24 protein-coding genes are annotated in these 26634 nt (G+C 40.8%); 21 read left to right on the top strand and 3 right to left on the bottom strand.

Features of this window, described 5'->3' with window-relative positions:
* Nucleotides 1-255: 255 nt before the first annotated feature.
* Together EQG49_RS01095 and EQG49_RS01090 are read left to right on the top strand one after the other, a co-directional pair.
* Complete coding sequence (locus EQG49_RS01095) at nt 256-1554, top strand: Y-family DNA polymerase (RefSeq protein ID WP_133362227.1); 1299 nt, start codon at nt 256-258, stop codon at nt 1552-1554.
* Nucleotides 1547-1936: a DNA polymerase III subunit alpha gene (locus tag EQG49_RS01090; RefSeq protein WP_133362226.1), complete on the top strand. Its 390-nt coding sequence runs from the start codon at nt 1547-1549 to the stop codon at nt 1934-1936. Before EQG49_RS01095 ends, EQG49_RS01090 begins: the two co-directional genes overlap by 8 nt.
* Before the next feature lie 73 nt (nt 1937-2009).
* Here EQG49_RS01090 and EQG49_RS01085 read toward each other — a convergent pair whose 3' ends face one another.
* Nucleotides 2010-2501 carry a hypothetical protein gene (locus EQG49_RS01085; protein WP_133362225.1) on the bottom strand — a complete coding sequence of 164 codons (492 nt, stop codon included), beginning with the start codon at nt 2499-2501 and terminating at the stop codon, nt 2010-2012.
* Between the two features lie 365 nt (nt 2502-2866).
* On the opposite strand from EQG49_RS01085, the gene EQG49_RS01080 reads away from it, so the two are divergent.
* Nucleotides 2867-4024 carry a helix-turn-helix domain-containing protein gene (locus EQG49_RS01080; RefSeq protein ID WP_133362224.1) on the top strand — a complete coding sequence of 386 codons (1158 nt, stop codon included), beginning with the start codon at nt 2867-2869 and terminating at the stop codon, nt 4022-4024.
* 263 nt (nt 4025-4287) lie between these two features.
* Nucleotides 4288-4710: a nucleoside-diphosphate kinase gene (gene ndk / locus EQG49_RS01075; protein WP_133362223.1), complete on the top strand. Its 423-nt coding sequence runs from the start codon at nt 4288-4290 to the stop codon at nt 4708-4710.
* A 153-nt stretch (nt 4711-4863) separates the two neighbouring features.
* Here ndk and EQG49_RS01070 read toward each other — a convergent pair whose 3' ends face one another.
* The gene (locus EQG49_RS01070; protein WP_133362222.1) at nt 4864-5463 is read right to left on the bottom strand and encodes a TetR/AcrR family transcriptional regulator; all 600 of its coding nucleotides are present in this window, start codon (nt 5461-5463) and stop codon (nt 4864-4866) included.
* Nucleotides 5464-5819: 356 nt separating this feature from the next.
* Here EQG49_RS01070 and EQG49_RS01065 point away from each other — a divergent pair, with 356 nt between their 5' ends.
* From EQG49_RS01065 to EQG49_RS01050, 4 genes are all read left to right on the top strand, one after another.
* Nucleotides 5820-8048 carry a YhgE/Pip family protein gene (locus EQG49_RS01065; protein ID WP_133362221.1) on the top strand — a complete coding sequence of 743 codons (2229 nt, stop codon included), beginning with the start codon at nt 5820-5822 and terminating at the stop codon, nt 8046-8048.
* Between the two features lie 671 nt (nt 8049-8719).
* Nucleotides 8720-10222 (top strand): gluconate:H+ symporter, encoded by a 1503-nt coding sequence (locus EQG49_RS01060; protein ID WP_133362220.1) that lies wholly within the window; start codon nt 8720-8722, stop codon nt 10220-10222.
* Between the two features lie 147 nt (nt 10223-10369).
* On the top strand, nt 10370-10867 hold the full coding sequence (locus tag EQG49_RS01055; protein ID WP_165964706.1) for a hypothetical protein: 498 nt from the start codon (nt 10370-10372) through the stop codon (nt 10865-10867).
* Nucleotides 10868-10988: 121 nt separating this feature from the next.
* Nucleotides 10989-12314 (top strand): dihydrolipoyl dehydrogenase family protein, encoded by a 1326-nt coding sequence (locus tag EQG49_RS01050; RefSeq protein WP_175577942.1) that lies wholly within the window; start codon nt 10989-10991, stop codon nt 12312-12314.
* Between the two features lie 287 nt (nt 12315-12601).
* On the opposite strand, the gene EQG49_RS13565 is transcribed toward EQG49_RS01050, so the two are convergent.
* Nucleotides 12602-12760 carry a hypothetical protein gene (locus EQG49_RS13565; RefSeq protein ID WP_165964705.1) on the bottom strand — a complete coding sequence of 53 codons (159 nt, stop codon included), beginning with the start codon at nt 12758-12760 and terminating at the stop codon, nt 12602-12604.
* 183 nt (nt 12761-12943) lie between these two features.
* Between EQG49_RS13565 and udk (EQG49_RS01045) the strand changes: the two genes are divergently transcribed.
* The 13 genes from udk (EQG49_RS01045) to EQG49_RS00980 all read left to right on the top strand — a co-directional run bounded on the left by udk (EQG49_RS01045) (nt 12944) and on the right by EQG49_RS00980 (nt 26512).
* Nucleotides 12944-13591 (top strand): uridine kinase, encoded by a 648-nt coding sequence (gene udk / locus EQG49_RS01045; RefSeq protein WP_133362218.1) that lies wholly within the window; start codon nt 12944-12946, stop codon nt 13589-13591.
* 625 nt (nt 13592-14216) lie between these two features.
* Nucleotides 14217-15224, top strand: a complete 1008-nt coding sequence (locus EQG49_RS01040) for a LacI family DNA-binding transcriptional regulator (RefSeq protein WP_165964704.1) — start codon at nt 14217-14219, stop codon at nt 15222-15224.
* A 256-nt stretch (nt 15225-15480) separates the two neighbouring features.
* A complete protein-coding gene (locus tag EQG49_RS01035) occupies nt 15481-15732 on the top strand; it encodes a hypothetical protein (RefSeq protein WP_133362216.1) in 252 nt (83 codons plus the stop codon).
* Between the two features lie 67 nt (nt 15733-15799).
* Nucleotides 15800-16540 carry a sugar phosphate isomerase/epimerase family protein gene (locus EQG49_RS01030; RefSeq protein ID WP_133362215.1) on the top strand — a complete coding sequence of 247 codons (741 nt, stop codon included), beginning with the start codon at nt 15800-15802 and terminating at the stop codon, nt 16538-16540.
* Between the two features lie 9 nt (nt 16541-16549).
* Nucleotides 16550-17836 carry a transporter permease gene (locus tag EQG49_RS01025; protein WP_133362214.1) on the top strand — a complete coding sequence of 429 codons (1287 nt, stop codon included), beginning with the start codon at nt 16550-16552 and terminating at the stop codon, nt 17834-17836.
* Between the two features lie 51 nt (nt 17837-17887).
* Complete coding sequence (locus EQG49_RS01020; RefSeq protein WP_133362213.1) at nt 17888-18844, top strand: sugar kinase; 957 nt, start codon at nt 17888-17890, stop codon at nt 18842-18844.
* Nucleotides 18845-18859: 15 nt separating this feature from the next.
* Nucleotides 18860-19483 (top strand): orotidine 5'-phosphate decarboxylase / HUMPS family protein, encoded by a 624-nt coding sequence (locus tag EQG49_RS01015; RefSeq protein ID WP_133362212.1) that lies wholly within the window; start codon nt 18860-18862, stop codon nt 19481-19483.
* Entirely contained in the window at nt 19483-20025 is a 543-nt protein-coding gene (gene hxlB / locus EQG49_RS01010; protein ID WP_133362211.1) for a 6-phospho-3-hexuloisomerase, read from the top strand. The genes EQG49_RS01015 and hxlB overlap by 1 nt, the downstream gene beginning before the upstream one ends.
* 546 nt (nt 20026-20571) lie before the next feature.
* A complete protein-coding gene (locus EQG49_RS01005) occupies nt 20572-21549 on the top strand; it encodes a hypothetical protein (protein ID WP_133362210.1) in 978 nt (325 codons plus the stop codon).
* A gap of 581 nt (nt 21550-22130) precedes the next feature.
* A complete protein-coding gene (locus tag EQG49_RS13560) occupies nt 22131-24191 on the top strand; it encodes a MucBP domain-containing protein (RefSeq protein ID WP_165964703.1) in 2061 nt (686 codons plus the stop codon).
* Nucleotides 24192-24348: 157 nt separating this feature from the next.
* Nucleotides 24349-24486: a hypothetical protein gene (locus EQG49_RS13555; RefSeq protein ID WP_165964702.1), complete on the top strand. Its 138-nt coding sequence runs from the start codon at nt 24349-24351 to the stop codon at nt 24484-24486.
* Nucleotides 24487-24763: 277 nt separating this feature from the next.
* The gene (gene udk, locus EQG49_RS00985; protein ID WP_133362209.1) at nt 24764-25408 is read left to right on the top strand and encodes a uridine kinase; all 645 of its coding nucleotides are present in this window, start codon (nt 24764-24766) and stop codon (nt 25406-25408) included.
* Nucleotides 25409-25960: 552 nt separating this feature from the next.
* The gene (locus EQG49_RS00980) at nt 25961-26512 is read left to right on the top strand and encodes a tyrosine-type recombinase/integrase (protein ID WP_133362208.1); all 552 of its coding nucleotides are present in this window, start codon (nt 25961-25963) and stop codon (nt 26510-26512) included.
* Nucleotides 26513-26634: the final 122 nt, after the last annotated feature.

Here is a 26634-nt window from a genome sequence, read left to right as displayed (position 1 = left end):
ATTTTTACACGGTTAACGGAGGGCAAAGCCTACGTTGACTATCTCGAAAAACAAATTGAAGAAGATTAAAAGTAGTGTATCCTGTGGAATTCGCATCGGGTACACTTTTTTGCATTGTGCTGAAAAATTTAAGCGCAAGATAGCGTAATTAGCCCAAGTACATACTTAACAATTTGTTTTCTTGCGAATTATTGTTCGTATGTATATAATAAAAGAAAACAAAGGGGAACGAATGTTTATGAAAGGGTGACGATAATGTATGACTACAGTAATGAACAGCATTCAGTGATATTTTTGATTGATATGAAGTCGTTTTATGCGAGTTGTGAAGCTGTATCTCGTGGCGATGATCCTTTGACGGTGCCGTTAGTGGTCGCGTCGATGGCTAAAAACACCGGTGCTGGTCTGATTTTGGCAACATCGCCAGCCGCTAAAAAGAAATACGGGATTACCAACGTGTCCCGAGTGAAGGACTTACCTGATGCCCCTGATTTAGTGATTGTTGAGCCCCGGATGAATTATTATATTGCCATGAATATGAAGGTTAATGAAATTTTTAAAGAATACGTGGCCGAAGAAGATTTACATCGTTATTCTATTGATGAATCAATTCTTGATTTAACACACTCGTGGAAATTATTTGGTGCGACACCAACTGAAGTAGCACACCGTATCCAACGCGAAGTCTTTGATAAGTTGGGATTGTATGTGACCGTTGGTATTGGTGATAATCCGACGTTGGCAAAATTAGCACTAGATTTAGTCGCTAAGCACGAAAGCACGATGATTGGTACAATTCATTATCAAGACGTGCCAACGGTATTGTGGCCGATTACAGAACTTGATGAGGTGTGGTCAATTGGACGCAGAACCGCAATAAAACTACGAGCATTAGGAATTAATTCGCTTGGTGATTTAGCCCATTATAATCCATATAAATTCAAACAAAAATTGGGGGTCATTGGACAACAACTATTTCTGTTAAGCTGGGGAATTGATCGGGCGGTTGTGCGTGAGAAAGTTTTTGCTAAGTCCAAGTCGTATGGTAATTCACAAGTCTTACCACGTGATTATCAAAGAGCGGCTGAACTAGTGATTGTGATTCGTGAAATTGCAGAACAAGTAGCAGCACGAATTCGCAAGCATCAGTATCAAGCAACACAGGCCTCATTATATGTAGGCTTTTCAAATCATAGCGCAGCTACGGGACGAAATGGTTTCACTAACCAAGTCCGAATTACGGCGACTAACAATTCACGTGAGCTGACTAATGCAATTTTCGAATTATTCCATAAAAATTGGGCCGGTGAACCAGTGCGCCATATTGGCATTTATTACAGTCAACTGGTTCCAGACGTTGGGCAACAATTAGATTTATTTACCGCTCCCGAACGACAAATTCAGAACAATCAGGTTGACCGAGTTGTTGATAATATCCGTAAGCGCTTCGGTTTTACTGCTTTGGTTAAAGCAAGTAGTTTATTAGCAGGTGGGACGGCAATTGAGCGGGCCGGGTTAGTTGGTGGTCATCGCGGTGGAAATAGCTATGAGTGAAGTTTATTTTGATGATGATGCGTACGATGAAGAACGGACCAATATTTTCATTCGCGATGCTAGTGACCGTGGCATGTTGAAATGGGGTGGCTTTTATCTGAGTGACCATACCAAGGTAATTGAACAAACTCAAGCAGATGAGATGGCCGTTGAGGCGCGCCAGCAGCATCCGCAACAATCGCTATCAGAAATTGGCCAAGTGCTACTACAGGCTCAGCTAAAAAATAAAACGGTGTTGTTACAACGTGCTAGTCAAGACCAAGAACATCACATTGCGGCTGACATTATTGGCAACCTCAATGGTTATACAGATACAGGAATTGTAATTGCTGAGACCCAAGTTGCTTATGACGATATTTGGTATGTGGAATTGATGGGATAGTTGCGTAAAGTTAGCAGAATTTATTTTCTGGGCCAATAAAAAAACGACCCCAAAAAGGTCGTTCGTAAATACGTTAGAGATTATTGTCTGCGATGCTAAAAGTTGGCTGTCCATTGATAACAGAATAGAGGAGGCTACTATGATCAGCAGGATCGATAACATTAACACTGGTCGTTGGCGAGATAGCACCAATCGCAAGTGAAATTTGCGTCACGTCCAACATATAGTCAGCCCAATCTGCAGCTGAGAGCTGACCATCAAGATATTCTTCAACTTCAAGTGCTTTATTGCCGATTGGCGTTAGATTAACGGTGTTTTCGGTTTTATTGTATTGAAAGATGTAATCATGGTCTGCTTGATTCTGATGGGTTAAGTATTCCCGAAGTGGCTTTGGTGTTAGCTTGTTTTCGGAAAGATTTGTGACATCAGTTTTATTAATTTGTACAGAGCTGTTTTGAGTAGTGGGATTAGTTTCCGCATTCTTTGATTCACACCCTGTCAAAGAAATCATTGCAAGCATTATAAATGCAATGGTAGTAAATTTAAATGTGCGTAATGTTTTCATTATTTTGTCCATCCTTTCAGTATTGTCCCTAATACGTATGAAAGAAGTCCAATATTCCTTACCTTCATTTTATCGAAGTTGGTTGAATAAGTGAAACTATAAGCCTTAACTAGTAATAGCTGTTAATTGGGTTAAAGTTAATATACGATATGTTGTTATATACAAACAACAACAAACATGGCTATTGGTTATTGTTATTGCCGCGTGATGTTAATGCTTTTTGTGCATAACAAGTAGCGCATTGAAAGCTACGCTAACGAATTTGAATGAAATACACAAAAAAGCCGGAGACGTGCTTTCATATTCACGAATATGACTAAACTAGTGTAAAATGAATAGTATGATGAAACGGAGGAAGGTTGACGGTGTTTAATGGATTAAAATTAAAACAGGTACGTGAATTACATAATCTAACTGTGGAATATTTAGCAGAGCAATTAGAAAGTAACGCGAAATTTTTTCGCAATGTAGAAGCGGGTTTCATGCAGCCACCTATTGAGATTGTAAATGATTTGGCAGAATTCTTTTTTGTACAGCCGGATTTCTTTTATGCGGCAAGCTTTTTAGAAGATAGTGTCGATGAAGAAGCAATATTTTTTGATCGCGATGACTGGAAATTACGTACAAAAACGAAGGCACAATTACGCCGGGTGCAGTTTGTTGATGCGATTATTAACCGGGCAGCAGCCGGATTAGTTTTTCCTAAGTTCACAATCGATGAATTGCGCAAATACGCGTTAAATCAGTATTTGCTAGGTACAAGTATCGCCACAATTGCGGAAACAGTCCGCGAAAAATTAAAAATACAACAAAATTATGAACTTTTGCAAGCGTTGGAAATTGCTGGCATCCGCGTACTAGACTATAAGACTGATACTGAAATTAAGCCATATAGTTTGTGGACGGATAACGGTACGGCGTATATTGCTTTTGGCAATGCGCTGTACGCACAAGTTGATCGTAATTTTGTCTTGGCACAACAGCTTGGTCATTTACTATTACATCAAGGCATTGATATGAATACAATTTCGGCGCAAGATTTTCGTGATTTGACGCATGAAGCGATTGAATTTGCATATGAACTGTTGTTACCGACGGAAGAATTTGTGAAGACGTTTAATAAAGCAATTAAGGATCCGACGCATTTGGTTGAGTATTTGCCAATTCGAGAGCATTTTCAGGTTTCTGTGAAAAATATTCAACGCCGCGCTTTAATTTTGGAGATGTATGAACCAGATGTTGCAGGCAAGCTCATGACGGAATTACGGCGTGAAAAATGGGAACGTCGTGAACCCGGTGATGATACTGATATGATTTATTTGGCCGGCCGGAATATTTCAATTTTGACGGGACTCTTTAGAATGTCACCAATGACATTAGCGATGTTTTTAAAGGAGTTCCAGATTAAACTTGAATTTTTACAGTCACTATTCGGTACTAAAATGGAATATTTAGAAGACTTAGAGAATCCAGCCGTCAAACCAGACGGAAAGCCGAAGCAAACTTATATGCATTTGTTATAAATTGCTGGAATTAAAATGTAGCCTAATTCACATTGTGAGTTGGGCTTTTTGTTATAGTTGAGCGTAAGCGTTTTCAAAATTTGCTGATTATTGATATACTTAAATCAATGAAAAAATATTTTGCGGAACCACATTAGGTATCCGAATTAAATAAGGCGATAAGGTGTCACTAAGATACCGGACGCGTGGTATTTACGAAATAAGAGGAGCTGGTTGGGCATTCTCGTGTATGGAAAATGGAATAAGACAAGAGGAGAAAATACATGACAGAACGAACTTTAGTAATTGTTAAGCCAGATGGTGTGCAACGAGGCAAAACCGGTGATATTATTCGGCGGATTGAACGTAAGGGTTATTGCCTAGTGGCTTTAGAAATGGTCCAAGCAACGGAAACAATCTTGCGAGAACATTATGCAGAGCTGGTTGAAAAATCATTTTTCCCAGAAATTGTTAGTTATATGACGGAAAGCCCCGTAGTTGCAATTATTATTGAAGGTGAGAATGTGGTAGAAGGTTGGCGTTCATTAATGGGAACGACCATGCCCACACAAGCAGCTCCAGGAACTGTGCGGGGGGATTTCGGGCGTGATTGGCCAGGCAACGCGGTTAAAAACGTTGTGCATGGTTCCGATTCACCAGCCAGTGCGGAACGCGAAATTGCCATCTGGTTCCCAAACTTAGCTTAATGAAATAACTAAATAAGAAGTGTAACAAAAGGCGGTTTGCGGCCTTTTGTTGCATATTAATAAGCCTGATTTCTACCTTAATAAGGAGAAGTCAGGCTTATTTTGTGGGCTGGATAAGTTATGTTCCAGCCCATAGCTCATGGCTTTAGGTGCTTACAGATGGATTGGAGCTATGACGAGCGTTTGCAAAAGAATGACTGCAAACTCGGCGGGGGTTTCCGGGTTGTCTTTGTTAAGCCAGTACGCAATCATGGATAACATGCTGGTAACAATTAGTTCTTCAACATAATCATCTGGGACAGCAGACATTGATTCGACAATATCTGCATGAAAGAGGTTACGGCGAAAAAGCATGGTATGAAACTTGTCGTGCAATGATTTACGAAAATCGGCGTAACCGGCATTCGTCGCAAGACCATGAATTGATTTACGCAAATTAAACGCATTGACTAAGCCGGGCTCCAGATGAACCGCTAAGCTCGGAATATCATGGTTGCCATGTTGATAATCATCTACCATCGCAATTAAACCATCACGGGTCTTAGTCCCAAGCTGTTGGAGAATGACAGCTTGGGTTTGTTTGCGTAACGCGTAAATATCTTCATAGTGGACGTAGAACGTTCCGCGACTGACACCAGCTTCTTTGACGAGCATATTAATCGTGATTTGAGTGAAGTAGTGCTCGTTTAATAAATGTAAGAAAGCTTGCCGGATTTTTTCTTCAGTCCGCTTATTGATTGCTGTTTGTTTCATAATGACCACCTCATAATTTCATTGACCGGATTGGCGCGTTAGATGGATCGATTTTTCAATTTTAATTGCATCACATTCAGTGTTAATTATCAAAAATATTGTACCATAAAACGTTGAACAATATGTACAATATTGTACATTGAACGCCGGTCTAATGCGATTTACAATAACTTATATATTGAACAGGTTGTTTAACGAATGCAATTTTAATGTTTGGAAATCTGAATGTAATAATTAAAAAATACAGTCGAATGTAAAACGATTTTAAACCGTTTTAAACTTGGACAGTTCTGTAATTAAAATTATGAGGAGCTAACTGGGTATCCGAGTGTAAGAATTATGAGGAGGAAAGAGCAATGGTATCGATAGAATGGCGTCGCGTACTAAAAAGTAAATTTTTGTTAATTGGCGCAATTTTAGTTGTGTTATTGCCAGCAGTCTACGGAATGATTTTTGTGGGCTCAATGTGGGATCCATATGGGAAGGTTAATCAATTGCCCGTGGCGGTTGTAAATCAGGATGAGACAGCCCAAATTAATGGCAAACAACTCAAAATTGGTGATGAATTAGTTACCGGAATGAAGAAAACGAAAGCGCTAGATTATCATTTTGTCAGCGAAGCAACCGCGCAAAATGGTTTGGAAAAAGGCAAGTATTACATGGTTGTCACGTTTCCAAAGGATTTTTCAAAAAATGCAACAACGGTGTTAACCAAGCACCCCAAGCAAATGGTCTTGAAATACGATACCGCAGCGGGGCGTAATTATATTGCTGAGAAAATGACATCGCAAGCCGCTTCAATATTAAAGGAACAGGTTGCTGCCAATATTACGAAGTTATACGCCCAAAGTATCCTCGATAGTATTCACAAGACAGGTCAAGGAATGGCGAAGGCTGCCGATGGGAGTCAACAACTTGCTAACGGCGGACAAAAACTCGCTGATGGCAGTGGCAAACTAACTAATGGCCTTGATGAATTAAATGATCAGATGTTGTCATTTTCAAATGGTCAGGAAACTTTGAGTTTGGGTTTAAAGAAGTATTTGGCAGGCGCGACCGAATTAGCTAGTGGTAGTCAAAAAGTCGCAACTGGTACGGCCGCATTTGCTAAGAATTTAAAAAAGGTGAATACCGGTGTCCAAAAACTTAATCAAAATTCACAACAACTTAATGCGGGAGCCAAGGCCGCCAAGAATGGCACTAGTGAATTGCAAACGGGTAGTGCACAACTGACTAGCGGATTAAATGAACTGGCGGGTAAAATTGACACTACCAGTTTGAAACAATTGCAAAGCGGAAGCAGTGATTTTGCTAGCAACATAGCGGCTTTAAGCAAAGCTGCAACGGCTGGCGCGACTGCTGGTGATCCTGGCTTAGCAAAAATTGCTCCACAATTGGCAGCCTTGAGTTCAGGTTACCAAGCAAAATTAAACCCTGGCGTGCAAGCAACAACGACAGGGATGACAACAGTAAAGACTGCCATCACTAGTAAGTTACAACCTGGTTCACAAAAAGTGACCAGTGGTCTTGGAAAAATGACGACAGGATTACAGAACTTACAAACTGGCTTAACAACTTATACTGGCGGTGTCGCTAAATTAGCTACTGGTATCGGTGAACTAAATGCCCAAGCACCTAAATTAAATAATGGTGCCCAACAAGTCGCCAGTGGTTTAGGGACCTTAACTGGGTCTAATGGCCAATTAGCGAGTGGTAGTGAGAAGTTGGCAACTGGAGCGACTGCATTGGCTGCTGGAACGGATAAACTCGGGACAGGTGCAAAAACTTTAGATACCGGGTTAGGCAAGTTAATGACCGGTCAAAACAGTTTAACGGATTCATTGAATAGTGGGGCCGATAAGTTAAACGCAATTCCTACGAAAAAGGCCAATGGGAATGCTGTTGCTAACCCAGTGGCTGCCAAACAACACGAAACCGCGCCTGTCCCTAACAATGGGACAGCTATGGCACCATACATGTTATCAGTTGCGCTATGGACGGGTTCAATTGTGCTGACAACATTGTTTGATGTTAAACGGCGGTATGCTCAAGTTAAGACTGCGGGCCAAATGTGGTTATCAAAATTCATTATCTTGGGACCACTTGCGATTTTGCAAGGCTTGGGAATTTACTTAGCATTACACTTTATCTGGGGCTTTAATGCCAACCATCCGGTAATAACGGTTGGGATATTAAGTTTAGCTGCATTGACGTATTTGAGCCTGATTACGTTCTTGAAGCTAGGCTTAGGTCCACTAGGAATGTTGGTGGCGTTAGTCTACATGTTCTTGCAGCTATCGGTTGCGGGTGGAACGTATCCCGTGTTCTTGACGACACACTTTTATCAAGCCGTACACCCATTTGTGCCAATGACGTACGCCGTGGATGCATTACGGCACACGATTTCAATTGGTTATCTGAGTCAAATAAATGGGGATGTACTAATCTTGCTGGCTTCAATTATTGGTTTGCAAGTATTAGTTTACCTATTGTATGTCCGGATGTTTAAGCACGGCGCTAAAACCGTCGTCGCCAATGCCACTAGTGATGCTGCTGAAGCCAAAGAATTACTCGGACAAGATTAATAACAAAATTAAATCAAGCCAAAAACTCGCAAAATCGTTGTCGATAATGGATTTTGCGAGTTTTTATTGGCTGTATTTCGTCTGACGTGGAATTTATAAAATGTGATGAGATGTATGATACCACTAAACGTGTAGCGACAAGGATTACGGCATATTACTAGTCAGACTACCTACTCAAACTAACGAAGAGGCTGGAAACAGGCTGGACTTTAGCTCGCACCGTGATGGCATAATCAGTAACGGGTTTCGTTACTGATTATGGATTTGTGAAGATGGTTACCGCGTTAGCGAACCAAGCTTCGCAAACATTTGAAGACCGCACTGTGGCTTCAAATGCTTGTCTTCCATCACGGTGTCCAGACTGGTTCCAGACTCGTAGTGGGAATCAGTCTGAGACACATATTCAAAGTCCACGCTAGAAAAATTTTAGCCGTGAATTTACGGTAACGTAAGTATGTTATTGGGTGCTTGAAAAATATGTTATCAGTTAAAGCGAGGTGAAACTTACGCTATGATAACTATGAAATAAATTTTCAACAGAACTCAACAATTTTGAAAACTTTTTTCAAAAAACGCTTGCAAATGAGAAGTGATGTAACTAACATATACTTGTACTAGAAAAAGCGGTTTCAGAAATAAATACAAAATAATAGTAATAGGAGAAAGTTAAAATGGTAATTTTAGCAGGGCTGACAAGCGATCCTAAAACTGGATTGTTCGCATTAGCCGTTAATGGTTTTAACATTTGGCCATTTTTAATATTAGTTTTAGGTATTGCACTTTTGTTGACGTTAATCTTGAAGTATAAGATTAATACATTTGTAACGCTGATTGTTGTTTCAATCTTAGTTGCCTTGGCGTTGGGGATGAACCCCGCCGGGATCGCCGATGCATTGAAGAACGGTATCGGTGGTACATTAGGGGAACTGGTCGTCGTCTTTGGTTTCGGATCAATGATTGGCCGTTTAGTTTCTGACTCAGGTGGTTCATATCGGATTGCCCGCACTTTGATTGATAAATTTGGTAAAAAGCGGCTCCAATGGGCAGTTGCCTTTGCTTCATTTATCATTGGAATTTCATTGCTCTTTGAAGTTGGATTGGTTGTTTTGATTCCAATCGTCTTCACCATTGCGCTTGAAGCTGGTGTACCTTTGCTCTTCTTGGGTATTCCAATGGCAACTGCTTTATCAGCTGCCCAAGGTTTCTTGCCTCCACAACCATCACCAACTGCCGTGGCTAACATCTTGGGTGCGCCAATTGGCATGGTCTTAGTATATGGGATTCTTGTTGCGATTCCTGCAATGATTGTGGCTGGTCCATTATTCACACGGGTTGCGCGTAAGTATGTGCCTGATGCTTTCAAGATTACTAAACACTTGGATGCTTTAGGTGATGTTAAGCAATTTAAGTTAGAAGAAACACCAACCTTTGCAATGTCAATTTTGACAAGTTTGATGGCCGTAATCTTCATGGTTGCGACGACCATTATCACAATGGTAGTTAATGGTGGTAAACAAGTTTATGGTGGTGTGATTGGTGATGCTAATTGGGCTGCCATGACTAAAGCTGCTCAACACGGTTACTTAACTGACCCAACGACTTTCCAACGGATTATCGCCTTCTTGGGTAACCCACTAATTGCGATGGTTATTGCGTTACTCTTTGCCTTATGGTCAATGGGTAAGCACCAAGGCCGGACAATGGGTGAAGTTAACACGACTTTGAGTGACGCAGTTAAGTCGATTGCCAACTTGCTCTTAGTTATTGGTGGTGGTGCAGCATTTAAGGGTGTATTGACGGCTGGTGGTATCTCACAAGCAATTGCCGATGCGTTCGCACACTCATCAATGTCACCAATCTTGTTCGCTTGGTTGATTGCCGTGATCATCCGTGTCTCAGTTGGTTCTGCCACTGTTGCCGGTATGACTGCCGCTGGTATCGTTGCGCCAATCGTTGCTGCACAAACAGCTGTTAACCCAGTGTTCGTTGTACTCGCAATTGGTGCCGGTTCATTAGCTGCTTCACACGTTAATGATGCTGGTTTCTGGATGTTCAAGGAATTCTTTGATTTGGATGTTAAGCAAACATTGAAAACTTGGACCGTGCTTGAAACATTGATTTCCGTTGTTGGTTTGATTGTAATTATGATTCTTTCAGCCATCGTTGGTAACTAATAGTAGATATAGATAGCTAAAATTAAGCATTCGATTTTAATTAATCGGGTGCTTTTTGTTTGCAATAAATTAAGTAACAGTACTAAAAAAGTTGTAAAATTAATTAACTTAGCTAATACGTGAGGAAAAATGACAATGGAAAACCGAATGATTTACACTGAAAAAGAAGTAAAAGCCATGCGCATGGGGTTAAGTGAGTTAACGCATTACCGTGACGACGTGATAATTGACGAATTATGGGGTGGTTTTCAAGATATTAAGACCCGCGAACTCTATATTTCGTTTGATGCTTTTGGGGCACCCGATGTTGTGCTTGGGGACGTCATCAAAGTCTTTAGTAGTTTTCTGCAAATTACGGGGATAACTACCAAAGAAGACTATTTGATGGTGAGCACAGTGAAGACTACTGAACCAGTGCAGAATTCGATTGCGGCATTGTTAACACGGTTAGATAGACAAGTCGGGGACGTGGAAACGCAACAACCACTATTACGCCAAATGTACACGCTACTGGTTGATTTAATGACGGCGGGGGAAGCGTTAAAGCCTGGCGAACTTGCAATCTATAACGAAGTATTGGCCAATTATGCTGAAATTCAAGTGACGGTTAGTGCGCTAGTGTATAAGTACTTGATGAACGAATGATAGTTTAAAATATTTATCTTAGGCGGATGGTGGTATGCTTGAGGTAGTACGTATTTCACGGATGTTCGCAGTTCTTACTTTGAACGGCGCGCACCCAAACAGAATTAGAGGGGTGAACAGTATGGATTTTGATGTATTATTTATTGGGAGTGGTCACGCAGCATTTGATGGCGCAGTACCATTGGGGCTGAACGGTCAAAAAGTTGGTGTAGTTGAAGAAAATCTAGTTGGCGGAACGTGTCCAAATTATGGCTGTAACGCGAAGATTACTTTAGAAGAACCTGCTGAAATTTCCCATTTACTCAAGCAAATGGCGGGACGTGGCTTGGCTGCACAAACGATGAATTGGCATGATACGATGATTCATAAGCATGAAATCATTAAAAAAATGCCCGCACTTATCGAATCAGTGTTGGCATCAGGTCAGGTAAAAATTATTCGGGGGCATGCACGGTTACAAGATGCACATACAGTCATCGTTGATGGTCAAGCATATACGGCCGAAAAATTAGTCATTGCGACTGGTGCACGGCCACATGAATTAGCAATCGTCGGTGCTGAATACTTGCACGATAGCCAAGATTTCATGAGCTTAGCTGAAATACCAGCCCACATCACAATTTTAGGTGGTGGCTACATTGGGATGGAATTTGCCACAATCGCTTTAGCTGCGGGCGCGCAAGTCGATGTTATTGTTCGTCATGAGACGATTTTAGCGAACTTCTATCAACCATTTGTGACAGAGCTAGTTGCTAGTTTGAAGGCAGAAGGTGTTCGTTTTATCATGGATACTGATGTTGAAAAAGTTCAGGCCCAGGGAGCAAACTACCTGATTTCAGGGGCTGGTGATTTTGCATTAGAAACGTACTATGTGCTGAATGCAACTGGTCGGGTACCAAATGTTGAAAATATCGGCTTAGATATAGTTGGTGTGCAATATAATGCTAAAGGAGTCGTAGTTGATGAATTCCTGCAAACTTCAGTTGCAGGAATCTATGCGGCAGGGGATGTCGTTGATAAGCAAGTGCCTAAACTAACCCCGACAGCAATTTTTGAATCACACTATTTGGCAAAATTACTCAGTGGTGAAACAACTGCACCAATCAAGTATCCGTATGTACCAACGGTGACGTTCACGACACCACGGATTGCGATGGCTGGGGTAACACCTGATGAAGCCGCTGCACATCCTGATGTGTATGAGATTACAGAAAATAACGTGCGTGATGATTGGTATCGCCAAGTGCGTAATGAAAACTTTGGCCAAAACATCCTAGTTTTCGACAAAGCACATCATTTAGTGGGGATTACTGAAATTAGTGATCGGGCCGATGAAGTTGTTAATGCCGTATTACCAGCGATGGAATTTGGTTGGGGTCCAGCTGAATTTGAACGCTTACCAATGTTATTCCCATCAATCACCGCTTCCGCATTTGGCCAAATTTAATTACAAATAAAATTGACTCCATTCCGGCTGATGTGGGATTGAATAAAATTGGCCACTCCGTGCCGGCAAATTGCCGTCACTGCGTTAGTTAGTAATAATTCTCAAACTAGCAAAAAAACAGGCGTGAGGTGTAGATTTAATAAAATCAGTTATCGCTGATTTTGTGATTCGCTCAAACTAGTTCCTAAGGTATATTCGTTGGTACATGAGTATTCTTAAACCAAAGTCCAGAAATGAGAATCCCGCGCTAGCATAAATAAATCTATAAAAATAAGCGTCAGCCTAAATTAGTGGGCTGGTGCTTTTACGGTGCTTGCGTGGAAAAGAACGTGACCGGCATACAATAAGATGATGGCAGCAAAGATGACGTTCCAAAAGAGGGTAACGTGGAACATCGTGATTAACAGAATTGCGAGTGCGACGAGAATAACTGATAGTAATTTCATGAGGATTACCTCCAAATGCTTCTGTTACTATTGATACGTTAATTATAACGCATGCTGTGAATTAGCTGGGACCAGTTAGCTTGAGGTACCGGAAATTCATAGTGATTATTTTCCCAAAAGCACGTTAAAAAATAGTATAATAATTAAGGAATTAAATCACGGATAACAAAGAGGATAATCAACATGACAACAACTAAACCAATCGTAATCGGGGTAACTGGTGGTTCAGGTTCAGGGAAGACTACGGTTACTGAAGCTATCTTGAGTCAATTACAAGGCGAATCAATTTTAGTGTTGCAACAAGACTTCTATTACAATAATCAAGACGCAATGACAATGGATGAACGTTTGGCCGTTAACTACGACCACCCAGACGCCTTTGATACTGATTTGTACGTTGAAGATATTAAGCAATTAATGAATCGTGAAGCAATCGAAGTGCCAGTTTATGACTACAAAGAATTCACACGGTCAAAAGAAACTCGGCATCTTGAACCAGCTGATGTCATTATTCTTGAAGGTATCATGGTCTTTGCGGATCCACGCTTACGTGATTTAATGGATATTAAGGTTTACGTTGACACTGATGATGATGTCCGCTTTATCCGTCGTTTGGAACGTGATGTTGCTGAACGTGGGCGCACGGTCGAATCAGTAATTTCCCAATATATGGCAACTGCTAAGCCAATGTATCACCAATTTATTGAACCAACGAAGCGTTACGCGGACTTGATTGTGCCAGAAGGTGGTGAAAACAAAGTTGCTATCGACTTGTTGACCTTGAAGGCGCGCGATATTTTGGATGAAGCTAAAGCTAGCCAAGTAGATTAATAAATTATGAAACGGAATCACCATTTTACGGTTGATTCCGTTTTTTGCTGTTTTTTCGGGGCGCTATTGCGTCTGACGTGGAATTTATAAAATGTGATGAGATGTATGATGTCACTCCGCTAGATAAGCGTGGAATTATTGATTACCACTAAACTTGCAGCGACAAGGATTACGGCATATAACTAGTTAGATTGCCTGCTCAAACTAACGAAGAGGCTGGAAACAGGCTGGACTTTAGCTCGCACCGTGATGGCATAATCAGTAACGGGTTTCGTTACTGATTATGGATTTGTGAAGATGGTTACCGCGTTAGCGAACCAAGCTTCGCAAACATTTGAAGACCGCACTGTGGCTTCAAATGCTTGTCTTCCATCACGGTGTCCAGACTGGTTCCAGCCTCGTAGTGGGAATCAATCTGAGACATATATCCAAATTCCACGCTAGAAAAATTTTAGCCTTGTTAGGCCAAACGTTAATTGCTAATTATCTGAGAAGTCTGGTATGCTAATAAAGAATGAATTTTTAAGTCCTGAAAATACTACTGTCTGCAGTTTGACTGCTAATGTTGAACCAGCAGATAATACTTATAAAATTTAGCAAAAATCTAGTAAACGGATCGAGAAACATGGAAAAAGATAAAGTAACAATTACTGAAATTGCCGAGTTGGCGGGGGTTTCCATTGCGACAATTTCACGTTATATTAACGGACATCTAGACCGGATGTCACAAGAAACTTCAAAAAAGATTGCTAAAATTATTGCCGAAAATGACTTTGTGCCCAATAAAGCCGCGCAAAAATTGAAACGCCAGGCGACCGGCTTAATCGGCGTAATGATTGCTAACATTGACGATAATTTCTCAACAGAATTATTCAAAGGCGCCGATTCAATTTTACAAGCATCCGGTTATGATGCAATTTTGTTGAATTCAAACGCGAATGAAGATCGTGAACGCGACCAATTTGTAAAATTACGTAGCCAACAAATTGAAGGCTTGATTATTCAACCACTTAGCACGGATGGGGCACAGTACAATGATTTGCAAGATGACGAAATGCCGGCAGTCTTAATTGACCGTGAATTGACGCAAACCAATTGGCCAGTTGTTGAATCGAATAATTTTGATATTAGTGCGGAACTCGCAGGAGTGGTTGCTGACAAGGGTTATGAAAAAGTAATTGTTGTTACTGAACCTGTTGGGATGGTTTCAACACGGCATCAACGAGTAACTGGAATTGAAGCTGGTCTGGCTAATCGTGGGATTAAGCTGGAAATTTTAGAAGTTAGTGAAAAAGATTTTGATAGCAAAAAGATATATGCAGCGCTATGTGAACGGACCGCAGACTTTACGATAAAAACGGCGGTCATCGCACTGAAAGAACAGTTATTATTACGGTTATTAGCAATGGCATACCAGCATAATGTTAGTTATCCAGCAATGATTGGGTTGACTGGTTTTGCCGATACGGAAATGGTGCGCGTGTTGGCACCCGAACTGACAACTGTGCAACAAGGGCCATTTGCAATGGGTGCTGCCGCTGCCGAAATTTTAGTTAATCGAATTCAACATAAGAGTGAACAAGTTGCTAGTTATATCGTCAAAGCACACATCATGCAAGGAAATTCAATTTAGGGGTTGACGGGGACGTATTATTCGGGATAAAATACGTAATAAGGAAAACGTTTACCAAAGAGCTAAGACTAGTAGAGTACTGATTGATAGTAACAATCAGTACTTAATTTTCGCCTTTTAGGTAAACGTTTACCAACGAAACTTTGAATCTGCCGGTTTAATGCAGGTAAGGGTACTTATTTGTGCATATAGCTAACAGATAAATATTTTTTGTCATTTAGGTAAACGTTTACCTAAAAAAGGGGGAGGGATTTACATGAGTCGGACATTTATTGATGCCAAAGAATTTGCGATGCATTTTATGGATTCAGTTCAGTTTAACGATGAAGATCGTGATTTGACGAATGCGGCGAAGAAACGGTTAGTTGCATATTTAGCCGCATACTATGTGATTGAAGATTTTAATGCCGTTGAACGGCAAAATTTTGCGTCAGCGACGGAAAAGAAGTTTCAAGAAATGTCGTATGAAGAATTAATTGAACGCGTTAAGCATCTTAACAAATATTAGGGTGCAATGCGGGGGTTATCACTACAAGTTTTTGTCAACTTAGTAAGATATTAAAAAGGAGTACAGCATGAAACACACACAAATCGTATTAAATAATTTAGTTTTCGCTAAAGATGTCGCAGCAGGGGTTAAGCAATTAGCATTACTTGATCAAGCATTGGCATTGGGTATCACCAACGTCGAAGTGCGGCGGGAATATTTTACCGACGTGCTGGCAGAGGCACCTGTAATTAATGAAACGGCCGTCGCTAACAAGATGCGTTTGTTTTACAGTGTGCCGGAAGAAGTATTTGTTGATGGTCAGATAAATCCAGACTTACAAAAATATTTCGATGAAGCACAGGCACTTGGAATTTACGCAATCAAATTCAACATTGGTGATTTTGCAAACTTCACGGGTGATTTGAAGCGCGAATTGGCGCCATTTACGAGTCAAGGATTGCAAGTTAATATTGAAAATGATCAAACAAAAATTTCTGGAACGTTACAACCAGTTGAAAAATTCTTAAAGCAAGCAGAGCTAGCCGGTGTAGAAGTTGGTTATGTGTACGATCTTGGTAATTGGCGTTTCGTGGGTGAAGATGAACTACAAGCTGCCCGGGCGTTAGCACCATACACGCAATATATTCACGTCAAGGATGTTGAATACGTTGATGAGAAACCCGTAGTTGTTCCTTTGGGGGATGGGGTTGTTGATTGGCGCCAAGCATTAGCGCTATTGCCTAATGACAAACCGGTAGCCATTGAATATCCAACGGACAATACTGAGACAATTGTGGCAGCAATCGCAGCGTTAACGGAGGTTTAAAGTACTGTCATGACAAATATGATTATCGGGATTTTATTATTACTAACATTCTTTGCCTTTATCGTTTATGTCATTAAGGGCGGGAACCTAATGCTTGGTTTCTTCTTTATGGCGATCTTATGGTCAATTATTGGTTTGGTGCCACTGCAAACGGCAATTCAAAAGGTGTTCGCAGAGCCAGCCTTAAATTACGGACCGACCATTATCTATATTGCATTTGGTTCGTGGTTTGGACGGGTTTTAGTCGATAGTGGGATTGCCCAATCGATTAGTGCTAAAACGGAAAAAGTCGGTCGCAAATCACCACTACTTGCGGCAATCTTAGTAGTTTTAGTTACCGCCTTTATCTTCGTGAGTGCCTACGGGGTTGGTTCGGTAATCGCAATTGGGGTGATCCTCTTGCCAATTTTGTTCTCACTGGGTTTGCCAAAGCCGGTGGCGGTGGCAGCGTTTACGATGGCTATCGGGTCATCAATGTATGTCAACGTGGTTTTATTCAACCAAATCAAAGCATTTTTCCCACAAGTTCAATTTGGTGGTAAATACTTGCAATTCGGTTGGACTGCAATGGGAATTCAATTAGTTGCGGTAATTATCTTCTTGTTACTGAATTCGAAGAAAATTCATGCCAACCAAGTAAAAACGGAAATGGCAGAAGAAGTCAGCACTGATCCGGCCTTGCCAAAAATTAATCCAGTTGCGTACATCATTCCAGTATTACCCGTATTCTTTAACATGGTTTTACATTGGGATGCCGTACCAGCGTTAGTATTATCAACAATCTTAGCAATGTTATTGACTGGTAAATTGAAGTCATATAAAGGTGCAGTTGAATTTATCAATAACACCATCCAACAAGCAATTTCTGATATTGCCGGCTTGGTGATGTTCTTGATGGCGCTGGTGATGTTTTCATCAGCCGCAGTCATGAACACGCAACGGTTCCAAGGAATCTTTGCCGCTTTGATTCCATCAAATACACTCGTATTGGCGATTACCATCGGTGTTTTGGCACCATTAGCACTTTTCCGTGGCCCTTTGCACGTCTGGGGTGCGGGGGCAGCAACCGCCGCAGTCCTAGCGGCAACTGGGATGTTTAGTCCATATTTCTTGCTGCCATTACTTTATATTCCAAGCATCATGGCGGTTTCCGGGGATATTACACAATCATGGAATGTTTGGGCGTTAGAGTACACCAAGGTCCAAGCTAAAGAATTTTATAAATATACAATTCCAGTGATGTGGACGGTTTCAATTGTTAATGAACTTGTCGGCTGGGTATTCTTTGGCCGCTAAGCATGATTACTAAATAAAAATATTAAATACAATGAAGATGAGGAACGAACAATGAGCGAATTTTTAACAATTGGTGAACCCGTTGTGACATTTGGTGCGACTGATGCTGATATGGATTTAGCTGATGCACTTAATTATAAAAAGATTTTAGGTGGTGCGGAATTAAATGTGGCTGTCGGGGTAACTCGTTTAGGCCACAGTGCCCAATATATCAGTGCAGTTGGTGCAGATCCACTGGGCGAATTTACTAAACGTGAATTAGCAAAAGAAAATATTGGCACGGATTACATGAGTGAAACGGCTGACTATTGGACAGCATTTCAACTAAAACAACGCGTTACAAAGGGGGATCCAGAAACATTTAATTTCCGGAAAGGTTCGGCAGCTGCGCATTTAACGGCAGATAAATTAGATGGAATCAATTTTAGTGACGTGAAAATGGTCCACTTGTCAGGAATTTTCCCAGCAATTTCACAAACATCGCGGGCAACTTTTCGGCATTTGATTACGTTAATTGAAGAACATCACGTACCAACGACGTACGATCCTAACTTACGACCATCATTATGGGAATCACAAGAAGTGATGATTGAAACTGTAAATGATTTGGCCAAGCATGGTGAAATTGTCTTACCTGGTATTAACGAGGGTGAAATTCTGATGGGGAGTCGGGATCCGGAAGCAATTGCGGACTTTTACTTAAATAATTCAGAACGGACGCATACTGTCATCGTTAAGTTAGGAGCCGAGGGGGCTTTTGTGAAAACGGATGATGGTCAAAGCTATACAGTGCCAGGTTTCAAAGTTGAACACGTCGTTGATACCGTGGGAGCTGGTGATGGGTTTGCTTTGGGGATTATTACAGCGTTGTTAGAAGGCTTAACTATGCCTGAAGCAGTGCGACGTGCTAATGCAGTGGGGGCGTTGGCAGTGCAGGCACCTGGGGACAATGACGGTTATCCAACACAAGCACAATTGGCTGATTTTTATGCCACATATGAGAAATAGGAAGGAACGCTAATAATGAAATTACAAGTCGCAATTGATCGCGTTAGTTTGGCTGAAGCTCTGAAGCTCGCCTTACTTCTTGATAGCGAAGTTGATATTATTGAATTTGGAACATCGCTTGTTAAGGATTATGGTTTGTATGCCTTACAAGACGTGAAAGCTCAATTGAAGCACGCTCAAGTTTTGTTTGATTTAAAAACAATTGATGAAGGTGTTTACGAATTTGAAAAGGGCTACGCAGTTAACGCTGATATTTTGACCGTAATGGCAGGCTCAGCCAAGGACACTTTGACCAAAGTTTATGAAGTCGCTGAACGTGAAAACAAAGAAATGCTAATTGATTTGATGGAGACTGATGATACAAAATTAGTACAAATCACGGATTATGAGCATGCCATTTATGGGTTACACCATTCACACGACCGTGAAGACTTATTGGATGCAGCCGCAAGCGTTGCTGATTTTCATGAAAAATATCCAAACGTTAAGCGGATTGCAATTGCCGGTGGTATCGACCTTGAAAACGCCAAAAAATTAGCAGCGCAAGGTTTAACTGAAACCGTAATTGTTGGTTCAAAAATTTTGAAGGCAACTGATCCAATCGCTGCTGCACACGAATTTAAGGAGGCTTTAAAATAATGACTTTAATTGCAGATATTATGACAGAAATTGAAACGGTGATGGGTTTAGTTGATGAAAGTCAATTAACGGACGCAATGACAGAACTCAATAAAAAACGGCGTGTCTACGTTGTTGGTGCTGGTCGCAGTGGTTTCATTGCCAAAAGTTTTGCGATGCGTTTGATGCACATTGGTTATAACGTGTATGTGATGGGTGAAACGATTACCCCATCAATTCAAGCCGGTGACGTGTTAGTCGCAATTTCTGGTTCAGGTTCGACTAGCAGTGTCGTCGAAACCGCCCAAAAAGCGAAGAAACTAGGCTTGAGTATTGTTTCAGTCACGAGTGATGAGACATCACCATTGGCCGCGGTTGCCGATAAACTAATTATCGTACCAGGTGCGACCAAAACTGGTGCGGGGGTCAAATCAATCCAATTATTGAGTACATTATTTGATCAAACAGTACACATTACATTGGATGCCTTAACATTAATGCTTAGTCGCCGCGATCAAACTAGTAATGAAGACGCATTGCACGCCCATGTTAATGTGGAATAATTTCAACTACGGAATGCGACCAATAACAAACCAAAAAGAAAAGCGCTATTCCGTCTGACGTGGGATTGAATAAAATTGGTCACTCCGTTAGTTAGTAATAATACTCAAACTAGCGAAAAAGTCGTTGTGGGCCAAAGTGCATTGGAAACCAACTGAGTCGCTGGAATAATGCGCAAGTTTAATCAATCAGCAAATTGTCTGTAATTGAAATATTGTTTTCAGACAATTCGTAGGGTGTAGATTCAAACAAATCAGTTATTGCTGATTTTGTGATGTGCTCAAAACTAGTGCCAAGATATATTCCGTGGTACGTGAGTATTCTTAAAAAAGTACGGAAATGAGGGGCCCACGCAAGAATAAATAGGATCAAAAATAAGCATGTTCTAGGTATCCTTTGATATAATGGAAGTAGGAAAAACTTAGAATAGACAAACAACGTCAACGGGAAGATGTTACCATCATGGTGATATTTTTCGGTTGGCTTTTTTAGTGGAAAATCATTTTGTAAGTAGCAGTTCAACGCACGCAACGTGAAAGGAAAAAATCATGATTAAACGACGTTTGAGAATTGAAATGATGGCTGTTGTGGCGACATTAACGGTTGGAATATTTGTTAATGACGGAGCAACCATACAGGCTAGTGTTACGGATTATTATCTGCAAACAAAACCAGTTGATGATGATGACGCGCCGGCAAGATATGGGTATGGGCTGGCATATTTGGAAACCGATGATTTTGGTGAAGATGGGCCAGCGAATGGGTATTGGAAGTATTTGCACCCAATCAAAGGCTACACACGTAAGGAGTACATTGCTAAAAAACATCGCAATCCTAAATGCATGTATAATGCTGATAAATCTGGCGGGGTAACAAAAGTTTTTTTGAAAACGAAGAAACGTCTCTGGATTGGAAAAACGGCAACTGGTAAGAAATTTTGGGTTAAAAAGGGGACCGTATTGAATGTGGGGGTACCCGATCAACAAACAGGTGTCATATATAAAAAATACACACCATATGTCGTATTTCGGACGGACAACTTGCGTGACGGCTATAAAATTAAAACCGTGAATCCGATTAAATTAACTAAGCGGTCATTTACCAAAGTCAGCGTGCCATCGCCGTTGTATCACAAACCACTCGGACCACGTGTATCGCGGCCTGATACACTAATCACTGATTCTGCGGTACCGACAACCTCAATTCATGTTACGAGTGATGATTATTTAGAATTTAATCGCAGTTATAAATATGCAGACTTAACTGTAAAACCAGCGCAGTCAATTAAAATTCAAAGAACACGCGTCGTGGGTAAGACCACTTACTTGTATTTCAACGAGAGTATCAGTTCGTGGGACAATTCACTCCGCGATAAAAAGATTGGCAAGTACTACCGTTTAACAGTTACGGCGACTAAAACGAAGTACTTCTATAATCGGGAGAAAGAATATTCAGAGGGTTATCCAGTGCAATGGTTTAATGCCTACAAAGTTGGGGGCAAAGCATTTGTTTTGCAGAAAAGTTAAGTAATTAGGTTCGTGGCTGTAAGCAAGTTTAAATACATTTAAAGTCGTATTTGGTATAATGAAAGCAGGGAAAATAATATAGATATTTGACGTCAACGGGAAGATGTTACCTAAGTGGTAATGTTTTCAGTTGGCGTTTTTTGCATTATAAAGCTAGTTTGGGCTCTATTCCGTCTGACGTGGAATTTATAAAATGCGATGAGATGTATGATGCCACTGCGTTGAACTATTGATTACCGCTAAACTTGCAGCGACAAGGACTACGGCATATTACTAGTCAGATTGCCTGCTCAAACTAACGAAGAGGCTGGAACCAGGCTGGACTTTAGCTCGCACCGTGATGGCATAATCAGTAACGGGTTTCGTTACTGATTATGGATTTGTGAAGATGGTTACCGCGTTAGCGAACCAAGCTTCGCAAACATTTGAAGACCGCACTGTGGCTTCAAATGCTTGTCTTCCATCACGGTGTCCAGACTGGTTCCAGCCTCGTAGTGGGAATCAATCTGAGACACATATCCAAATTCCACGCTAGAAAAAATTTAGCCCTAGTTTGTATGCAATTTGATTGGAGGTAAGATATGTTTAAGAAGTTAATAACTCTAGTGTGTTTTATTAGTATCTTTATGGGAATACTTAGTTTTTCTGGCAGTGCTAATGCAAGGCCGAAAACATATACTGTCACCATAAAATATGTTGATAAAGATAATCACAAAAAAATAAGCGGTAATTACAAACGAAAAGTTAAAGTTAAATCACGGTATCGCGCCAAAGTTAAAGCGATTAAAGGCTATAAAAAGCCGGCACGAATCACGAAAAAAATTACTAAGAAAACTACGATAACATATAAATATACACCAAAAAAATATTCAGTCACCACCAAGCATTTGCATGCCCAAAAAGGAACCGAAGTTGGTAAAAAGCATAACGCCAAAGTGAAATTCGGGCGCAGCTATCTTGCACCAACCCGTAAAGTGGTCGGCCACCATACACCGAAACCACAGCGAATTGTTGTCAAAAAAAATACAACCATTAAGTATAGTTACCAACCGCATACGTATCAAATTACGATTCGCTATGTTGATATTAATGGAAAAGTGATTCGCCGGAATGACTACCTTGATGGGCAATATGGTGAGACCGTTAACATACCTGCAAAAGGAATTAGTGGTTATATAACACCAAAGCCATGTTCATTTGTAGTCAAGGGGACTGTCGAGGTTACTTATCGGTATGCATTGGTAAATGTTAATAAGCCAAGCACCGGACCAATAGTGAATCCGTTACCAGATTTGTTACCACCGCCTACTATCACTGATCCGTTGTTTCCACCAATAGATCCAACAGATCCGACAGACCCAACAGACCCAACGGATCCAACAGATCCCACGGACCCAACAGATCCAACAAATCCCACGGACCCAACAGATCCCACGGACCCAACGGACCCGACAGATCCAACGGACCCGACAAATCCAACAGATCCCACGGATCCCACGGATCCCACGGACCCGACAGATCCAACAGATCCAACGGACCCGACAGATCCCACGGACCCAACAGATCCAACAGATCCCACGGACCCAACAGATCCAACAGATCCGACAAATCCCACAGATCCAATAGATCCCACGGATCCCACGGACCCAACAGATCCAACAGATCCGACAGATCCCACGGACCCAACGAATCCCACAGATCCGACAGATCCAACAGATCCAACAGATCCCACGGACCCGACAGACCCAACAGATCCCACGGACCCAACAGATCCGACAGATCCCACGGACCCGACAGATCCAACAGATCCAACAGATCCAACAGATCCAACAGACCCCACAGATCCAAGTGAAACAGTGACACAGAATCCTCAGTTGGATAAAGCGAGTGCGATGAATGCCCTCGCTAATTCGCCAATTCAAACTACGGCGCAACTACAGGATCAAATTCACAAAATGAACACGGAAGGTTTTGAAATTGATGAAGCTTCAATTAGCGCACTGCACCCTGTATGGTTGGGAATGAATCTAATTCAACTTGAACAGATGGTGGCCGCAGAACCGATTGTGCAAAATTACTTGAAGGAAGGCGGGAAGATTATCTTGGCTGCGGACCCAAGTAGATTTGAAAGCGTTTATAATGTGGGACAAGCGTATCTGCCATCACATGTCATAGGCGATCGCAAAGTACCAATCACGATTTACTTAAATCCCGCAGCCTTTAACACGAGTGATTTGGCAGGTGACATGCTGCAATATGCTTACAATAGTGATTTAAAAGAAAGTTATCACTTTGACGATGGTGCGGCGTTATACACGGCGTTCCACGTTCCGGTTAAAGGTAGCAAATTACCTGTATATACAATTACTCATGAATTTGGTCATTTAATCCAATATATTTATATGCTTGTAACAAATGATTATGATCGTGAGGCGCCGATAACGGCCATTCAAAATCAATATTTGGCAGCAACTGGGCTGACTTTGGAAGATTTTGCCAGCGGAGTTAGTGCGTATGGTTATACAAGTAAGCCAGAAATGTGGGCGGAATTGTATACTAGTTATCGTTTAGGTGTACCAACGCCACAAAATCAATACGTTGCCGCAATGATTGCGCAATGGAATCAATTAGGATATGGATAATCTGATTCTTCACTAATGCTAGCTACCCTTGAAATGTATAAAATGAAAGGCTGTCGTTTTCTGGCAGCCTTTTTGGGTGGAATAATGTTAGGCCACGTTGCTGGTGCCAGGTACAAGGTGTATCCGCCTTGGCGCCTTGGAAGCTAAATACCCACAAATGAATTTGTCAATGCTTGCTTTGCAAGAAAATGATGTAGCATACCATCAGTTAGTTCGCCAAGTTGATGAAACAGTCGTACACCAGATTCCGTATGAAATAACTAATATCTATCAAATAAAAAAATGGCAGGAATAAATCAGTTTAACCCTTTACAAGTTGCCACCCAAAATTTATTTCACGGAACACAAACTGAAAATATGATGGCATGAGTTATTGAAACCACGGTGAGTATATTGGCAATCATTTGTGGTGATTTGGTCGTGTTAATTCGGTGCAATGTACTGAAAATTCCAAATAATTTACGTCCACAACGAGTGCGAAGTAGTGTACAATAAATATCATGCAAATTTATTGTACGATGGATTTGGACAGCAGACGGCTAAATTACATATTAAAAAGGTAGGATGAAGAGATGTCAGACAAGAAACCAATTATTATCGGGGTTACTGGTGGTTCCGGTTCAGGTAAAACCACGGTAACACAAGAAATTGTGAGCCAATTACAAGGTGAATCAATTTTGGTACTGCAACATGACATGTACTACATTAACCAAGATGATAAGACGATGGAAGAACGCCGGGCAGCCAATTACGATCACCCTGATCAATTGAACACGAACTTGTACATTGATCACATTCATAAATTGTTGAACCGTGAAGCAATTGACGTGCCAGTTTATGATTTTGCAACGTATACAACCATTGATGAAACGCGTCATTTTGAATCAGCTGATATCATCATTCTTGAAGGTATTTTGGTCTTCAGTGACCCACGTCTGCGTGATTTGATGGATATCAAGGTGTATGTTGATACGGATGACGATATTCGCTTTATTCGCCGCTTGAAGCGCGATGTGGCCGAACGGGGCTATTCATCAGAAACAATCATTAATCAATACTTGGCAACCGCTAAGCCAATGTATCACCAATTCATCGAACCAACGAAACGTTATGCCGACTTGATTATTCCTGAAGGTGGTGGCAACACCGTGGCAATCGACATGATGGTATTGAAAATGCGTGATATTTTGGACAAAGCGAAAGCTGCCAAAAACTAAAAATTATAATATTTAACAAAAAGGCCGACGAATTTCGTTGGCCTTTTGTGTACGTTAATATAGTCTGAATTCTCTTTGGTGATTTGTCTGGTGAAAAACAGGCTTATATTTGAGATTAGACGTGAGCGTTTTGTTATAAAATACTAATCTATAAGCAAAATTTTATTATAATTCGTGTTTTGGTATTTTTTTCAACTTTTGAGGTGTTTTAGTTCGTGAAAATTGAGTAAATATGATTAAAATGATATAATGTAAAAAGTTAGAAATTTGAAAATTATGCAATGATAACGGGGGTGATTACGCATGATTACTGTAATTAAGTGGGGGACAACTGGTGTGAAAATTGCATCAGACACGGCAAGATACACGGTATTTGACTATTTACGTAACATTAAAATTTCATTAGATAATAAACCATAGGGAAAAGAGCATACGGATATTGTGCTCTTTTTTTGTGGTGAATATTACTATTTTTGAAAAATAAAAATTAACACTTCTGGTTTGATTAGTGTTAGATTACTCTATGTTAAATATAAAAATTGGAGGTAGTTTATGTTATACAATGTGCAACCGTTACGGACGGTCGATGAAATTGCGGCTTTTCAAGCAGAATTACGAAAAGGTAAATACGGAAAACGCAATGAGTTTCTGTTCTTGCTAGGAATTAACACAGGTCTGCGAATGGGAGATCTGTTGAATATTAAAGTCGGTGATGTGACGAACTGCGAAACAGTTTCGATTACTGAGCAAAAGACAAAAAAAGCGCGCACTCTCTATTTAGGCGAGATGCGAGCAATGATTCAGGCATATGTAAAAAATTTAGGTAATAATCAGTATCTATTCCAAAGTCGAACGGGGCAGCAACTAACTGTGGATGCTGTCTATAAGATTTTTCAAAAAGCGTCTGATAATATTGGACGCCAAGACATTGGGACACACACGTTACGAAAAACATTTGGCTATCATTACTATCAGCGAACACATGATATTGCGACCTTGATGATGATTCTTAATCACTCAAGTGAGGCGATCACGAAGCGCTATATCGGCATAACCGACACCGAAATTAAACAGTCGTTGAAAGGGTTCAAATTAGGCTTTTAGTAATAAAGTCATGAATTTATGTATTTTCATGAACTAATCATATCATATGACCTTATTTTGCCATATTTCACTAAGAAATTCAACAGCAACTCCGCACATAAACACTGAAAACAAATAATACT

Source organism: Periweissella cryptocerci, from assembly GCF_004358325.1.
In the GTDB taxonomy this organism is placed as follows: Bacteria; Bacillota; Bacilli; order Lactobacillales; family Lactobacillaceae; genus Periweissella; species Periweissella cryptocerci.
The sequence above is the reverse complement of the archived record's forward strand: the minus strand, read 5'-3'. Positions and strand labels throughout refer to the sequence as shown.

What these genes read in the sequence shown, in the direction of transcription:
- ndk (WP_133362223.1), top strand. Translation starts at nt 4,288, where the DNA reads ATGACAGAACGAACTTTAGTAATTGTTAAGCCAGATGGTGTGCAACGA.
- EQG49_RS01050 (WP_175577942.1), top strand. Translation starts at nt 10,989, where the DNA reads ATGGATTTTGATGTATTATTTATTGGGAGTGGTCACGCAGCATTTGAT.
- EQG49_RS01040 (WP_165964704.1), top strand. Translation starts at nt 14,217, where the DNA reads ATGGAAAAAGATAAAGTAACAATTACTGAAATTGCCGAGTTGGCGGGG.
- udk (WP_133362218.1), top strand. Translation starts at nt 12,944, where the DNA reads ATGACAACAACTAAACCAATCGTAATCGGGGTAACTGGTGGTTCAGGT.
- EQG49_RS01060 (WP_133362220.1), top strand. Translation starts at nt 8,720, where the DNA reads ATGGTAATTTTAGCAGGGCTGACAAGCGATCCTAAAACTGGATTGTTC.
- EQG49_RS00980 (WP_133362208.1), top strand. Translation starts at nt 25,961, where the DNA reads ATGTTATACAATGTGCAACCGTTACGGACGGTCGATGAAATTGCGGCT.
- EQG49_RS13555 (WP_165964702.1), top strand. Translation starts at nt 24,349, where the DNA reads ATGAATTTGTCAATGCTTGCTTTGCAAGAAAATGATGTAGCATACCAT.
- EQG49_RS01015 (WP_133362212.1), top strand. Translation starts at nt 18,860, where the DNA reads ATGAAATTACAAGTCGCAATTGATCGCGTTAGTTTGGCTGAAGCTCTG.
- EQG49_RS01055 (WP_165964706.1), top strand. Translation starts at nt 10,370, where the DNA reads ATGATTTACACTGAAAAAGAAGTAAAAGCCATGCGCATGGGGTTAAGT.
- EQG49_RS01085 (WP_133362225.1), bottom strand. Translation starts at nt 2,501, where the DNA reads ATGAAAACATTACGCACATTTAAATTTACTACCATTGCATTTATAATG.
- EQG49_RS01035 (WP_133362216.1), top strand. Translation starts at nt 15,481, where the DNA reads ATGAGTCGGACATTTATTGATGCCAAAGAATTTGCGATGCATTTTATG.
- EQG49_RS01095 (WP_133362227.1), top strand. Translation starts at nt 256, where the DNA reads ATGTATGACTACAGTAATGAACAGCATTCAGTGATATTTTTGATTGAT.
- EQG49_RS01020 (WP_133362213.1), top strand. Translation starts at nt 17,888, where the DNA reads ATGAGCGAATTTTTAACAATTGGTGAACCCGTTGTGACATTTGGTGCG.
- udk (WP_133362209.1), top strand. Translation starts at nt 24,764, where the DNA reads ATGTCAGACAAGAAACCAATTATTATCGGGGTTACTGGTGGTTCCGGT.
- EQG49_RS01090 (WP_133362226.1), top strand. Translation starts at nt 1,547, where the DNA reads ATGAGTGAAGTTTATTTTGATGATGATGCGTACGATGAAGAACGGACC.
- EQG49_RS01065 (WP_133362221.1), top strand. Translation starts at nt 5,820, where the DNA reads ATGGTATCGATAGAATGGCGTCGCGTACTAAAAAGTAAATTTTTGTTA.
- EQG49_RS13560 (WP_165964703.1), top strand. Translation starts at nt 22,131, where the DNA reads ATGTTTAAGAAGTTAATAACTCTAGTGTGTTTTATTAGTATCTTTATG.
- EQG49_RS01030 (WP_133362215.1), top strand. Translation starts at nt 15,800, where the DNA reads ATGAAACACACACAAATCGTATTAAATAATTTAGTTTTCGCTAAAGAT.
- EQG49_RS13565 (WP_165964705.1), bottom strand. Translation starts at nt 12,760, where the DNA reads ATGAAATTACTATCAGTTATTCTCGTCGCACTCGCAATTCTGTTAATC.
- EQG49_RS01005 (WP_133362210.1), top strand. Translation starts at nt 20,572, where the DNA reads ATGATTAAACGACGTTTGAGAATTGAAATGATGGCTGTTGTGGCGACA.
- EQG49_RS01025 (WP_133362214.1), top strand. Translation starts at nt 16,550, where the DNA reads ATGACAAATATGATTATCGGGATTTTATTATTACTAACATTCTTTGCC.
- EQG49_RS01070 (WP_133362222.1), bottom strand. Translation starts at nt 5,463, where the DNA reads ATGAAACAAACAGCAATCAATAAGCGGACTGAAGAAAAAATCCGGCAA.
- hxlB (WP_133362211.1), top strand. Translation starts at nt 19,483, where the DNA reads ATGACTTTAATTGCAGATATTATGACAGAAATTGAAACGGTGATGGGT.